A 15512-nucleotide genomic window follows, 5' to 3' on the forward strand; every position below is an offset into this window, starting at 1 on the left:
CGACAGGAGCCCACTAGGCATGGCCACTCCCTCAATGACGCCGAAGTCGATGCCGATTCCGATGCCGAATGCAACGGACCCTAAGGTAAGCAACGAGTCAAGGTTTGGAGAAAAAGGTCGATATTTGCGCCATTTATGCCTCTTAGGAAAAGTATTGTCCTGATTGGGACAGTATGTCACGATCTCCGCTGAAACGGAACTGCAACCAAGCAGTCCATCATCGGGGGCGATCATGCACAAATCCATTTCCAGCCTTGCTCATACCTTCGCTCAGGGAGTCGGCCTGTCCGCCTTGGCGGCGGGATGGTTGATCTCGCTTCCCGCCGCGGCGCAGTCGGCGCCGCAGACCGAGCCCATCGCCGAGGCGGAAGTCGATGAGACGGCGAGCGACACCATCGTCGTCACGGGGTCGCGCATCGAGCGCGCGGGGTTCGACCAGCCGACGCCGACGACCGTGATCGGCGCTCTCGAGATACGCCAGGGCCAACGCTCCAACCTCCAGCAGGTCCTGAACGACTCCCCGCAGTTCCGCCCTACGACGACAACCCAGGTATCGGCCGGCAATACTACCAGCGGCAGTGCGCCGGTGGATCTCCGCGGCCTGGGCGCCAACCGGACGCTGACGCTGATCAACGGGCGCCGCTTCGTCGGGCAGAACAACCTCAATTATGTCCCGCTGGCGCTGGTCGAGCGTGTCGAGATCGTGACCGGTGGCGCGTCCGCCGCCTATAGTTCCGACGCCGTTGCGGGGGTTGTAAACATTCTGCTCAAGAACAAGGTGGAGGGAATCCATCTCGGCGTGCAATCGGGTATCTCGTCGCGCGGAGACGGCGCGCGCTACGGCGCGGATCTGACCTTGGGAACATCCTTCGCCGATGGCCGGGGGCAATTGTTGCTCACCGGTGAATATATAGACGACAAGGCGATCCCGGACCGCAACTCACGCCGCAATCTCGGCAGCGCGGCGTCGGTGCGGTTGAACCCGACCGTGGCGACCGATCTTCGCCAGATCCTGGTCCGCGACGTCAACAACGGCAACACGGCCTCGGCAGGCCTGATCACCAGCGGCATCTTCGCAGGGCAGATCTTCAACGACGACGGAACCCTGCGGCCGTTCCGCGGCGGCACGTCGCTCGCGGCCAACCCGGCCGCGACGCCGTTTCCCGGGCAGATGATCGGAGGCGCCGACGGCGTTGGATTGTTCGATGCGATCGCAGTCACGACGCCGCTCGAACGGATCAGCACCTTCGGCCGGGCGACCTACGATTTCGGCGGCATCGTGGCATGGGCCGACGCGAGTTATGGCCGATCGCGGTCCAAATACGGGTTCCTGCCCGATATCGGCGCGCCGGCAAGCATCACGGTCCAGGCGACCAACCCTTTCCTGTCGCCCGAAATCCGAAGCGCCCTGGCCGGGGCCGGTCAGACGAGTTTCACCCTGGGCCGGTTCTTCGATGGCCCGTTCATGATCGAGTATGACGGCACGCGTACCCAGAAGGAGGGCGCGGTCGGAGTCGACGCCGAACTCGGCGGCACCTGGAAAGCCAGCGCCCATTTCAGCCACGGCGAAGTGGATTTCCGGCAGCGCGCCGGCAATACGCGCGTGGTCTCGCGGTTCAACAACGCGATCAATGCGGTCTCGAGCAACGGCCAGATCGTGTGCGCGATCAACGCGGATGCCAGCGCCGCCAATGACGACGCGGCGTGCCGTCCGCTCAATCTGTTCGGACGAAACGCTCCTTCGGCGGAGGCTCTCGACTATGTGACCGACACCCAGCGCAGCGACACCGTCACCAAGCTGGATGCCGCCGCGGTGGAGATCCAGGGCGATCTGTTCTCGCTATGGGCGGGCCCGGTGACGGTCGCCGTCGGCGCAGAGGCGCGGTGGGAGGAGCAAGGCGCGCGTAGCGGCGACTTGGATCTGGCCGGCGTATTCGGTCCCGTGCTGACACTCTACGGCAATCCGGTCAGCGGCGGCTTCAGCGTGCGAGAAGCCTTTGGCGAAGTCGCGCTGCCGCTGCTGAATGTCGAAGACAAGGTGAAAATCGACCTCAACGGCGCCGCACGCTATTCGGATTATAGTCGCAGCGGTGGCATCTGGTCGTGGAAGGGCGGTGCCACGGTCAGCCTGTTCAACAGCCTGATGTTCCGGGGGACGCGCTCGCGCGATATCCGCGCGCCGACCGTCGGCGAACTGTTCGCGGTGCGTTCGATCACTGTCGGACCGCTCGTCGATCAGGACAGCGCCGGCAGGGCCGCCGCCAATCCGGCATACAATCCAGCGCCGCAGCAGGTGCGGACCTACACCGGCGGAAATTCCGATCTGATGCCCGAGATCGGCCATACCACTACCCTGGGCGCAAGCTTCACACCCAGCTTCCTGAGAAGCTTCAACCTTTCGGTCGATTACTACAACGTCGAGATCAACGGCGCGATCACTGCGCTCTCGGCCTCGAACCTGACCGGTGCGTGCCGCAACGGCAACGCCGCCGCCTGTGGCCGGATCACGCGTGACGCGACCGGGACCGTGGTGGAAGTCCAGTCGAACCAGCAGAATCTCGCGATCTTCGAGACTTCCGGCTTCGATATCGAGGCATCCTATGTCGTCCGCCTGTCGGATGTCAGCGGCTCCCTACCGGGCTCGCTCCGGATCCGTGCGCTGGCGACGCACGTGCGCGAGTTCGTGATCGATACCGGGGTCCCCCCCGCGGGCACCACCACGACGCGCGTCGATTCGGCAGGCGATGTAGGGAGCGGCACGGGCAACACGATCCCCAAGTGGCGCGGCACACTGAGCCTCAGCTATCAGGACCAGGCGGTGGGTCTGGATGCCCGCTTACGCTATGTCGGTGGCGGCAAGCATAACCATTTATCAGTCGACAACCCCGCCACCGCCACTCTCGAAGGGCTCGTCAACAACGACATCTCGGCGCGGGCCTATCTGGATCTCGGCGCCCAGTTCAAGGTGGCGGACAAGTACACTTTCTGGGCCAACGTGAACAACGTGCTCGACCAGGCCCCGCCGATCAGCCCGGCCCAGGCGATGTATTATGATGCGATCGGCACGTACTTCACGGCCGGGATCAAGCTGGATTTCTAGATATCGTCGCCCGCCCGGAGTTGCCCGGCGCAGTCACTTCAACTCGCGCAACCAGATAGAGCGAAAGCTGATCGGCGCGCTGGGATCGCCATGATCCTGCAGTTTGATCGGTGCAGCGCCGTGTGCGGCGTAGCGTGGCGCTCCGATATAGACGGTCGCGCCCTTGAGCGCGACATGGTCCTGCACGAGGACGCCGTTCATGAAGGCGGTCACATAGGCTGGACTGGTCAGCGATCCATCCGCGCCAAAAACGGGCGCGGCCCAGATCAGGTCGTAGCTCTGCCACTCGCCGGGCGCCCGGGCCGGGTTCGCGAGGGGAGCATATTGTTTGTAGATGCTGCCCGCCTGGCCGTTGGCATAGGTCTTGTTGCGGAAGCTATCCATGATCTGGAGCTCATATCCGGCATCGCCGTCACCGGTGGATGCGAGGAACAGGCCGCTGTTACCCCGCCCCTGGCCCTCGCCGGTAATGCCCGCCGGGATCCGCCATTCGAGGTGCAGTTGATAGTTGCGAAACTTTCGCCGCGTCTCGATGTTGCCGGTGCCCTTGCGCACGGTCAGCACGCCATCCGCCACGGTCCAGCGGGCGGGCGACTTGTCCTTGGTGGTAACCCACTCGCCGAGGTTCTTGCCGTCGAACAACACTATCGCGTCAGACGGCGCGGCAACCGTCGAAAAGGGCCCGGGCGTGATCAACGGCACTTCGGGCGCCCAGACTTCGGTGTCCTGCGGACGGGACTGTGCGGCGGTCTGCGCGACCGACATGCCAAGCGGGGCGCCCAGCAGGGTGACGGCCGCCAAGGTAAAGATCATAGTGCCCATCCTTCACGATACTCCCGGTCCAAAAAGCGGTTGGCATCCGCCAGGTTGGTAATCTGCCCGGCTGCGCCGTCATACTCTATCGGCTGATCCGCGCGCATCGCAACCATGCCGAGAATCATCGTCTCGTTGAGTGGCACTGCGACCGCGAAGGGCGAGGAGATCGCCTCCTCGCCGCGGATCGCGCGGATCCAGTTCATCTCGTGTCCCTCGCGGCCGCCCTGCACCCGCGCCAGCGATACCGGCACCGCCGCCGCACGCGCGGCGGTTCCCTCGCCGACCAACACCGGCTTCTCGCCATAAGTATCGTGCATCAACATCCCGCGCTCGCCGATATAGAGGACGCCGCCATCGGGATTCATCCGGGCAGTGGCGGGCATCGCCGCCGGGGTAGGCGGCATCAGCCCGCCGTCATACCAGGTCATCGTGATCGGCCCGCCTTTGGCATGGCCGAACTGGTACGTGGTGATGTTGGCGAGCGGGTAGCTGCCCAAATCGGCGGGCGGCTTGCCGTCCCATATGTCGGCATCGCCACCCCAGCGGCTGTGCCGTGTTTCTATCCGCGTCGGCAGACCGGGCTCGAGCGCCCAGACGGGGAAGTCGATCAGGTGCGCGCCCATATCGCCCAGTGAACCGATTCCGAACGGAACCCAGCCGCGCCAGTTGAAATGGGCATAATCCGGATTGTAGCCCCAATCGACCGCTGCCGGCCCGAGCCACAGGTCCCAATCCAGGGCGGCAGGCTTCGGGACTGCGGCGGGGCGCGCTTCTCCCTGCGGCCAGACCGGTCGGTTGGTCCAGGCATGCACCTCGCGGACCCGGCCGATGACGCCGCCGCGGATCAGCTCCACCACGCGGCGCCCGTCATCGCCCGAATGACCCTGATTTCCCATCTGAGTCACCAGTTTGGGATTGCGCCTGGCGAGATCGAGCAGCTTCCGTCCCTCGCGCACCGTGTAAGTGAGTGGCTTTTGCACATAGACGTGAAGCCCGTGCTCCATGGCGGTCTTCGCGGCGATCGCATGGTGATGGTCCGGGGTGGCGATCACCACGGCGTCGATATCCTTGCGGCTGTCCAGCATGCGCCGGTAATCGGCGAACTTCGCCGCGCGATCATAGGCTTGCTTGAGCAGCTGCCGTTCGGGACGAGCAAGGCCCTTGTCGTCGACGAAAGCCTTAGCGACATAACCGAAATCGACGTCGGCCACCGCGACGATGTTCTCGCCGGTGAGCTTGGTCATGTTCTGCGCGCCCATGCCGCCGGCACCGATGATCGCCACGTTGACCCGGTCGCTCGGCGCGATGCGGCGGGCGGACGCCTGGCCCGGTGCCGCGAGGAGGCCGGCAGTTGCCGCAGCGCCGCGCATCCAGTCGCGCCGGGTAAGGCTGGTTCGCGTGTCGGTCATGAAATGCTCCCTCCTGTCGGTCGTCCGGCCCTTGGCCACAAACGGCCGAATAGAATGCTCCGCCATAGCTTGGAGACATCGAAGGCTGGCGTCTCGCCGCTTCCGAATATCGTCCCAGTGGACCACCCTTCTCCTTTTGTGTCTACCGTCCAAGGTATCGCCGCAAATAATAAAGGAACTTGTTTTACTTTTCCAGTGCCTAGTCAGCACCTCTCTCAAATGCGCCGCCAAACGAGCCAGGCGTGAAGCGAGGAGAGGAAATGAGTCCAAGAGAGGGGCGCAACGCGGCCGTTTCCTGCCGCAGCATTCGCAATGAACGCCGCGGGCGGAATCTCAGATCCTGGACTAATGATTTGATTTGGCGCGGGATTGCTCAGGTCGCCTTTGCCCACCCCACATTTTCCCCCACTAGGCGTAAGATTTTGTGGGGAGGTGTGGAGCGGTACGCGCTCGCTTTGCGCCAAATTGCAGGCCTTTGGCATCCCCGCCATGGCCGTCAAAAAGCGGCGTTTCGCTCATCTGGCTGGTTGAGATGCAAATAACGACACATTTTGAAACTCACCCGAAGGCCGCTCTTGCCAGCGATCTGAGCGCCACAATTGCCGGTGTCCACGTCATAAGGTTACAAGATCGGTGTGCGGAAGAATCATCTGCGTCTTGCGTGAACACAACATCCACCGCCGAGGGCTTTGGAATGCTACAGTCGGACGCTCTGGTGTTCGGTGATGTCGTACTGGATCGCAGCTGCCTGTTCGCGCATCGCGACGGCAAGCAAATCCGGTTCACCCGAAGCGAGCGGGCGCTCCTTTTGATGCTGTCCCGGCAACCCCACAGCCTGATGCGGCGGAGCCAATTGCTTGACGCAATCGCATCGACGGACTCGGACATCTCGGATCGCAACGTCGATTTTCTCATCAACCGGCTGCGTGCAAAGCTGGGCGACAGCGCAAGATCTCCCAGATTTATCGCTACGCAATATGGCGAGGGCTATATATGGATCGCCGCCCGATCGCCGGTCGCCGCCGCGAAACCGGATCGCGGGACCGCAAGCGGAATTCTGGCGATTGTCCCTGTCGTCCCTCGACCGGATACGCGCCTGGCCGAACAGGCAGAGGCGATCATCGGACAGATGCGTGACAGGATCGTGAGCACGATCGGCCCGGGCCAGGCCGTGATCATCATGGCCAGCGAAGAGGACATCGCCACACGATATCTGCTGGAGGTGCGCTATCAGGAGAGCGGGGCCAACCTTTGTGGAATAGCCACGCTCCGGGAGGTCCAGTCACGGCGCATCATCCGGGCGCTTCGCGTCGAGTTCGGAGGTTTCGGCACGACGTCGCTCACGCCCGAGATCGAACGCGCCGCGAACGATGTCGTCGAGGCGTTGCAGAGAAATCTGGCCGAGGCTTCGGAAGGGCTCGGCACGCCTGCCGACCAGCCACTCGAGATCCGCTTTCGCAAGGCAACGACACTGCTATCGGCCTCCAACCCGGAATGGCTGGAGAAAGGCCTGCAATTGCGCGAAGCCCGGGAGCAGAACCCGGCCAGCGCGGACATCGCGCTCCAATGGTGCCTGCACCTGTTCGCACGCCTCGTCCTCGCCAACCCCTTCATCGGCATCAGCCGCGGCGAGCGCGATGATCTGGAGAGTGAGATCGAAGCGACCGTGCTGGAGTGCCTGCCGCTCATCGAAAGCAATCCCCTGCTGATGCTCGCCGCCGCCAAGCTCCTATATTTCGTCGATCGCGGCCATCTGGAGCTGGCGGAGGATCTCGCCGAGCGGGCCTTCGCCCGGACGGCAGATTTTGCTGCTGCGCTGCCGATACTTGGGCAGATCCGACAGGCGCACGGCGACTTTCCGGCTGCTTTGGCCTTCTTCGATCGCGGAATCGAGATGGCGGATGCCGGTTCCGAATTCGAAACGCACATGCGTGTTATCAAATGCATCGCGTTGCTCGCCGCCGGCGATCGCGAAGCGCTGAAGGCAGAGCCCACCGCCTATGAGAGCCCGCACTCCCCGCTTGCACTCCGCGTGATGGTCGCCGTTCTGGTCACCCCGCCCGGCGACGCGACACCGCAGGTGGCCATGGACGTCCTCGTCGCCGCCGGTCCCGACGGCGCACGCAATGCAATCGAGTTCACCTACATGACCTCCGCGCGCCAGCTCACCTCGCCAGAGGCGCGCGCCAACATCCTGCAGGGGCTTCTTGCCCACCTCACCCGGCTGCACGGCGCGGACGTCATTCCGCCGTTCGTACTGACGGGAACGGGGCTCAAAGCGCCGATCTGAGCACGCGGCCAGCGCAGAATTTCTGCACGCCATTCGGGGCCGCGGCGCAATCGTGCCATTTTCAAATATTGCGCAAACAATCGCCTGCTACCGGCGGCTCGACTGTCCAGATCGTCTGATTCCACAGATCGCCCGGCCTCACGCCGCGTCGGTCCGATCAGACCCTCTCGTCGATATGCCGGAGCCCGCCATGCCTGTTTCTTCGTCACGCCCGCGCAAAGCCGAACTTCTGCGCCTCCTCCTCATCGCCGGGGTTTCGGTTCCTGCGCTTCTGGTCGCGGGCGTCAGGCCGGCCATGGCCCAGGCGGTCGTCAACGATGGCGAAACGCGCGAGTTGCAGGGGAACTGGACGGTGATCGAGGACCTGACCCTGAGCGGCAGCGGCACCGCCGGAAGCGGCGCGTTGCGCAATCTGTCGGGCACCAACGTCGTCACCGGCGACATCACGCTGGCAGGGGACACCTGGCTCCGTGCAGATACCGCTCCGATCGGTCTGCCCGCATCCACATTGGTGGTGGCCGGTGGCCTCGACGGCGGCGGTTTCGATCTGACGACCACGGGCACGGGACGGATATGGATTCACTCCCCTCTCACCAACATAGCATCGCTGACGCAGATTGAGGGCCGCCTCACGCTGGATGATACGAACACCTTTACCGGTCCCGTCAGCATCAATGGCGGCTATCTCGAGCTGCTGAACGGCCAGGCCTTGGCTGACACCGTCGCGCTTACCGTCAACACCGGCGCAGCCGTGCACATCGCCAATTCGGAGACGATCGGATCGCTGTCCGGTGGCGGAAGCGTCTTTGCGGCGGAGGACCCCTTTGCAGTGGGCGCCCCGGTGACGCTGACGGTCGGCGGCAACAATGCTTCGACGACCTTCTCCGGATCGCTCCAGGACGGCGGTGCCAATGTCGCCCTCTTCGCCAAGATCGGCACCGGCACGCAGACGCTGACCGGCGCCAACAGCTATTCCGGCATTACCACCATCAGCGGCGGCACGTTGCAGATCGGCAATGGCGGCACGACCGGCACGCTGGGTACCGGAAATGTCATCAACAACGCAGCGCTGCGGTTCAACCGCTCCAACGCCTACGTTGTTGCCAACCGGATCCAGGGCACCGGCACGGTCACGATCGGCGGCACCGGACCGGTCAGGCTCTCCAACCTCAACACGTATACCGGTGCCACAACGATCCTGTCGGGCGCCACGCTGACCATCGCGAACTCGCTCGCGCTGGGGTCCAACGCCAGCGGCACAACCATCCAGAACGGTGGGACGCTGGAACTGCAGGCTAGCATCTCCGTCGCCGAGGATCTGACGCTGAGCGGCAGCGGCACGGCCGGAAGCGGCGCGCTTCGCAACCTGTCGGAACAGAATTTGGTCACCGGCGCCGTTAATCTGGCGGGAGACACGCTGCTCCGTGCGGATGGCGATCCGAACGGCCCGCCGCTGTCCGAAATGCGGTTGACCGGTGCGTTCAACGGTGGCGGCTTTGCGCTGTCGACGACGGGCACCGGCCGGATCTCGCTCCCCGGCGATATCAGCAATCTGTCGTCGCTGACGCAGGACGATGGGGTGCTTGCGCTCCTTGGGACGAACACGTTCACCGGACCGGTCACTATCAACGGGGGCTACTTGCAGCTGGCGAACGGTCAGGCTCTGGCCGATACCGTCGCGCTCACGGTCAACACCGACGCGGTCGTACAGCTCGGCGCGCCTTCGGAGACGGTCGGGTCGCTGGCCGGCGGCGGGCGCATCATGGCGGCCCTCGGTCCCGCGACGCTGGTGGTCGGCGGCAACAACGTTTCGACCACCTTCTCGGGAGCGCTCGAGAACAGCGGTGCCAATGTGGCCAGCCTCGCCAAGATCGGCACGGGCACGCTGACGCTGTCCGGCAACAACAGCTACACCGGCACGACGACGATCAGCGGTGGCACGCTGCGGGTGGGCAATGCCGGCACGACGGGCGCATTGGGCACCGGAAACGTCATCAACAACGCCGCGCTCGTGTTCAACCGCAGCAACGCACTGACGATCGAAGGTGCGATCAGCGGCGGGGGCACGGTTCAGCAGATCGGCATCGGCACGACGATCCTGACCGGCAACAACAGTTTTACCGGGATCACGACGATCAACAGCGGCACGTTGCAGATCGGCAATGGCGGCACGACCGGCACGCTGGGCAGCGGGAATGTCGTCACCAATGCGGTGCTGGCGTTCAACCGCAGCGACGTGCTGACGGTCGCCAATATCATTACGGGCGGGGCCAGCGGCAGCCTCAACCAGCTCGGCAGCGGCACGACGATCCTGACCGGCGCCAACACCTATACCGGCACGACTTCGGTTTCCGCCGGGATCCTCAACATCCGCAACGGCGGCGCGCTCGGGTCTTCGTCCGGCGGCACGACCGTCTTTACCGGCGGCGCGCTCGAGCTGCAGGGCGGGATCACCATCGCCGGCGAAACGCTGATCCTGTACGGCACCGGCGCTGGCAATGGCGGCGCATTGCGCAACGTCTCGGGAAACAACGCCTGGGGCAGTGCCGTCTCGCTGGGATCAAATTCGCGGATCGTCGTCGAGGACAGTGCGGCTCTCGGCGTGGATGAACTCGTCCTCCAGTCGCTGCTTGCGGGCAACGGCAACGCGCTGACGGTGGCGGGCGCCGGGCGGCTGACCCTCAACGGACCGGTGACCGGGCTGAGCGCGCTGACGATGGACGGCACCGGCACCTTGTCGCTGGCAGGCGGGGGTTATTCCGGCGCCACGATCGTCAATGCCGGCACGCTGTCGCTCGGGGCCAACACCCTCTTCACCAGCGACTTCGCGGTGAACAATGGCGGCACACTCTCGCTCGCAGCGGACAATATCGTGCAGAGCCTGTCGGGTGCTGGCGTCGTCAGCGGCAATGGCTTCAACCTCCAGCTGCGCATTGGCGGCAGCTTCGCTGGCGCGCTTGGCGGGGTGAATGCGCTCACGCTGGGCGGCGGGACCTTCGCCGTCACCGGCGCTGCCAGCCTGGCCACCAGCATCAACGTCCTGGCAGGCGCGGCATTCGATATTTCGGGCGTCAACGGCGGTGATTTCACCGTGAGCCGGATCGGCGGCAGCGGCAGCGTCGCGCTGGGCGCGAAGACGCTGGTGCTGAGCGGCGCCGGCGGCAACAGCGTGTTCGCCGGCACGATCGCGGGCAGCGGCGGGCTCAATGTCACCGGCGGTACGCAGACGCTGTCCGGCACCAACAGCTATACCGGCGTCACCACAATCACCAATGGCACGCTGCAGCTCGGCAATGGCGGCACCTCCGGGTCGGTCGCGGGCGCCATTGCGCTCGCCGGCGGCACGCTCGCGATCAACCGTTCGGACGATATCGTGCTGAGCGGGATCACCGGCGCCGGCAGCTTCGTGCAGGGCGGTACCGGCACCACCCAGTTGACCGGCATCAGCGCTCTGACCGGCATTACTGTCGCCAGCGGCGGATTGAGGCTGGTTGGCGATCCAACGACCGGTGCCGCGCTGACGGTCAATGGCGGCACGCTCAATCTTGGCGCCTTGACCGGCGGCACTGCCAGCTTCGCGAGCCTGACGGGCGTTGGCGGAGGCGCCATTCAGCTTGGTGCGACCACGCTGACGGTTGGCGGCACCGGCGCCACAGCCTTTGACGGCGTGATCTCCGGCACCGGCGGATTCAACAAGGTCGGCACCGGCGTGCTGACCCTGTCTGGCGCCAACACCTATACCGGCCTCACCGAAGTGCGCGAAGGCACGCTCCGGCTGGGCGCGAGCGAAGTCCTGCCCGACGATGGCGCGCTTGCGGTGCTGAACGGCGCGACGCTGGACCTGCAGGGCTTCATCGAGACGGTTGCCAGCTTCTCGATCCAGGGCAATCTGATCGGCAACGGCAAGCTGATTGCGGGCGCCTACCGTTTCTATGGCGGCACCGTCGGCCAGGGGCTCGGCGCGGGTGCGGTCTATCAGATCTCCGGCGCCACGTTGCTCCAGGGCACCTCGGACGCCGCAACGGTGTATGTGCAGGGCGGCACGCTTGCGCTCGGCGCGACCGAGCGCCTGTCGGACAGCGCCGCGCTAGATGTCCAGACCGGCGCCACGCTCGACCTCGGCGCCTTCGACGAGACCGTCGATACGCTGGCGCTGAACGGCACGCTGGACGGCACCGGCACGCTTGCCGCATCGAGCTACGCGCTCGACGGTGCGGCCGTGAACGCCAATCTCGGCGCGGGCACCCTGACTCAGGCGGGCGGCACGTCGCTGCTGAGCGGCAGCGCGAGCGCGCAGACGGTGGCGGTTTCCGGCGGCATGCTGCGCCTGGGGGCGGCGAACCGTCTGGCGGACAATGCGGCAGTTACCGTGGCACGCGGCACCATGCTCGATCTTGGCAGCTTCGACGACGCGGTGGCGTCGCTGGTACTGGCCGGCACGCTCTCGGGTGCCGGTACGCTCACTGCAGGGACCTACACGCTCGACGGCGCCAGGCTCGGCGCCAATCTCGGCACCGGCGCGCTGACGCAGGCAGGCGGCGTTTCCGAGCTGAACGGCAGCGCCGCGGCGCAGGCCGTGACGGTTGCCGGCGGCTCGCTGCGTCTCGGCGCAGCAAACCGGCTTGCCGACACTGCGGCGGTCACCGTCGCCGGCGGCACCACGCTCGATCTCCAGGGCTTCGACGACACCATAAGCTCGCTGTCGCTGAACGGCGCGCTCTCTGGCACTGGTACGCTTTCGGCGACCAGCTACACGCTGAACGGCGCGGCGATCGATGCCAATCTGAGCGGGGGCACGCTGACTCAGGCTGGCGGTGTCTCGATCCTGCGCGGCACCGCCACCGGGGTCACGGCGCGGGTGGACGGTGGCACGTTCCAGATCGGCGACGGCGGGACGTCGGGCAGCTTCGCGGGAGACGTGGCCGTCGCGGCCAATCTCGTGTTCAACCGCAGCGACGCGGTCAGCTATGCCGGGGCCCTCTCGGGCAATGGCAGCGTCACCCAGCAAGGCGGCGTGTTGACGCTCAGCGGCGATAGCTCGGCCTTTGCCGGCACTACCACCGTATCGGGTAGCGGCCTGACGGTGGCCGGTACGCTCGGCGGCGCGGTCGCGGTCAACCAGGGCGCGCTGTCGGGCACCGGCAGCATCGGCGGCGCGGTCACCATTGCGGACGGTGCCCACCTGGTCGGCGCACAGGGCGGCGTATTGTCGATGGGTTCGCTCGTGCTGAATGCGGGCTCGATCGTCGATGTGTTGCTGTCGCAGCCTTCGTCATCGGCGTTGTTCGATGTCGGTGGAGCGTTGACGCTCGACGGCACGCTCAACATCAGCACCGGGCCGGCATACGGCCCCGGCATCTACCGGCTGTTCGATTATGCAGGTACGCTGACCGACAACGGCCTGGCGATCGGCACTATCAACGGCACTGCGGCAACCGGGCTGAGCGTACAGACCGCCGCCGCGGGCCAAGTCAATCTGGTCAATCTGAACAGCGCAACGCTGGCCTTCTGGGACGGCGGCAACACCGTGCTCCATGACAACAATGCAGTCGATGGCGGCGCGGGCAGCTGGAGCGTTGGCGGGCGCAACTGGACGACGCCGAACGGTGCGCTGAACGGCGCGATGACGCCGGCGCCGAGCTTCGCGGTGTTCCAAGGCGCTGGCGGCGCGGTGACGATCGACAATAATACCGGCCAGGTCGCGGCCACCGGTATGCAATTCGCGAGCGACGGCTATACGCTGAGCGGCGGCGCACTGGCACTATCGGGTGCGCGGTCGACGATCCGCGTCGGCGACGGCACGGCAGCGGGTGCGGGCTACACCGCCACCATCGCCTCGGCGCTCACCGGCAGCGCGACATTGGTCAAGGCCGATCTCGGCACGCTCGCGCTAACCGGCGCCAACACCTACACGGGCGGCACCGTGATCGAGGCGGGCACGCTGATCGGCAATGCCGGCTCGATCCAGGGCAATGTCGCCAATGCCGGCGCATTGATGTTCGACCAGGCGGTGGGCGGCAGCTATGCCGGTAGCGTCACCGGCGCGGGCACCGTTACCAAGGCAGGCGCCGGCGCGCTCACCCTGACTGGGGCCAATGCCACCAACTGGTCGATCACCGGCGGCAGCCTGGTCACGACCTCGGCGCTGTTCACCGGCGATGTTGCGCTGAGCGACGGTGCCAGCCTGGTGTTCGATCAGGCCGGCGATGGCAGTTATGCCGGCGTGATCAACGGTTCAGGTCAATTTCTCGTCCAAGGCCGCGGCGCAGTGCTGCTGACCGGCGACAGCTCGGCCTTTACCGGCAGCGCCATTGTCAGCAACGCGCTGTCGGTGAACGGCAAGCTGGGCGGCATGGTCGACGTGCTCACCGGCGGGCGCCTGCAGGGCATGGGCGCCATCGGCTCGACCCGGATCGCAGGCACGATCGCGCCGGGCAATTCGATCGGCACGCTATCCGTCGCCGGCGATCTCAGCTTCCTGGCGGGCAGTGTGTATGCGGTCGAGGTCAACGCTGCGGGCCAGAGCGACAAGATCGTCGTCGGCGGCAGCGCTACCATCGCCAGCGGCACCACGGTCACGGTGCTCGCGGCGAACGGCAATTACGCTGCCAATACCAGCTACACGATCCTCACCGCCACGGGCGGCCTTTCCGGCACCTTCTCCAACGTGGCATCGAACCTTGCTTTCCTGACCCCGACGCTAATCTACAACACCACGGCGGTGGTCCTGAACTTGCGGCGCAACACGATCGACTTCGCCACTATCGCTCAGACCCGCAACCAGCGCGCCGTCGCTCCGGCGGTCGAGGCGCTGGGCCTTGGCAATACGGTGTTCGACGCGACGGTCTTGCTGACCGCGCCCGAGGCGCGCGCAGCGTTCGACCAGCTTGCCGGCTCCGACTATGCGAGCATGCGCGGACGGCTGGTCGAGGACAGTCACTTTATTCGCGACGCGATGCTGTCGCGTTCCGAGCTCGGCGGAGTCGAGGGCCTATCGGTCTGGGGCCGTGCGATGGGTTCGTCGAACACTATGGATGGCAATGCCGAGGCCCAAGGCTATGATCGCTCGATCAAGGGCTTCCTGACCGGCTTCGACGGTTCGCTCGGCGCAAACTGGCGGGTGGGCGTGGCGCTCGGCTATGACAAGATCGAGCTGCACAGCGGCAATGCCACGCACAATGCCGACAGCTACAGCGCCGGCGGCTATTTGCTCGGTTCCTACGGCGCGCTGCGCGTGCAGCTGGGCGGTGGGTATAGCTGGCACGACATCCGTTCGCAGCGTAGCGTCGCATTCGGCAGTCTCGCCCAGATGCTGGGCGACCAATACGACGCCCGGACCTTCCAGGTCTTCAGCGAGATCGGCACCAGGACCGATCTCGGCGGATTCGATCTCCAGCCGTTCGTCGGCGTGGCACATGTCACGCTGTTCGATGGGAGCATCGCCGAACATGGCGGCTCCGCCGCGCTCTCCGGCGGGGTGGACAGCGTCAAGGTGACCTATGGCAATGCCGGCGTGCGCACCAAGCTGGCGTTCAATCTCGGCGAAACCACGTTGCGGCTCGCTGGCTCGGCAGCACTGCGCCAGACCTTCGGCCACCCTGTGCCGACGGTCGATCTGCGCTTCGCCGGTGGTGCGCCGTTCCAGGTGCAGAGCATGCCGCTCGATCGCACCACTGGTGTGGTAGATGCCGGAATCGAGTTCGGTCTCGGCAAGTCCACCGTGCTCGGCATTTCCTATACCGGCGCCTATGGTTCGCGGACGACCGACCACGGTGCGCGTGCAGCGATCAGCATGCGGTTCTAACCCCGCATCTGCCGCGTGTCGGAGGCATTCTGCTTGTCAGATTTTGGATGGGCGATTATCAATGTTTCACTCGCGTCATCCGAAAAGGCGCGC

Annotated in this window: 5 protein-coding genes; 3 read left to right on the top strand and 2 right to left on the bottom strand. The window is 65.4% G+C overall.

All coding sequences use genetic code 11. The features are described from left to right. Positions 1 to 232: 232 nt before the first annotated feature. The gene (locus tag E5A73_RS09855) at positions 233 to 3100 is read left to right on the top strand and encodes a TonB-dependent receptor plug domain-containing protein (protein ID WP_135963674.1); all 2868 of its coding nucleotides are present in this window, start codon (positions 233 to 235) and stop codon (positions 3098 to 3100) included. A 33-nt stretch (positions 3101 to 3133) separates the two neighbouring features. Here E5A73_RS09855 and E5A73_RS09860 read toward each other — a convergent pair whose 3' ends face one another. Next, positions 3134 to 3913, bottom strand: coding sequence for a 3-keto-disaccharide hydrolase (locus E5A73_RS09860; RefSeq protein WP_135963675.1), 780 nt, complete (start codon positions 3911 to 3913; stop codon positions 3134 to 3136). Continuing rightward, on the bottom strand, positions 3910 to 5325 hold the full coding sequence (locus tag E5A73_RS09865; protein WP_168355891.1) for a Gfo/Idh/MocA family protein: 1416 nt from the start codon (positions 5323 to 5325) through the stop codon (positions 3910 to 3912). Before E5A73_RS09865 ends, E5A73_RS09860 begins: the two co-directional genes overlap by 4 nt. A 715-nt stretch (positions 5326 to 6040) precedes the next feature. Between E5A73_RS09865 and E5A73_RS09870 the strand changes: the two genes are divergently transcribed. After that, a complete protein-coding gene (locus tag E5A73_RS09870; protein ID WP_168355892.1) occupies positions 6041 to 7615 on the top strand; it encodes a winged helix-turn-helix domain-containing protein in 1575 nt (524 codons plus the stop codon). 295 nt (positions 7616 to 7910) lie between these two features. Next, positions 7911 to 15419 (top strand): autotransporter-associated beta strand repeat-containing protein, encoded by a 7509-nt coding sequence (locus E5A73_RS09875; RefSeq protein ID WP_168355893.1) that lies wholly within the window; start codon positions 7911 to 7913, stop codon positions 15417 to 15419. The last annotated feature ends 93 nt before the right edge of the window (positions 15420 to 15512 follow it).

This window comes from Sphingomonas gei (assembly GCF_004792685.1).
Classification (GTDB): domain Bacteria; phylum Pseudomonadota; class Alphaproteobacteria; order Sphingomonadales; family Sphingomonadaceae; genus Sphingomonas; species Sphingomonas gei.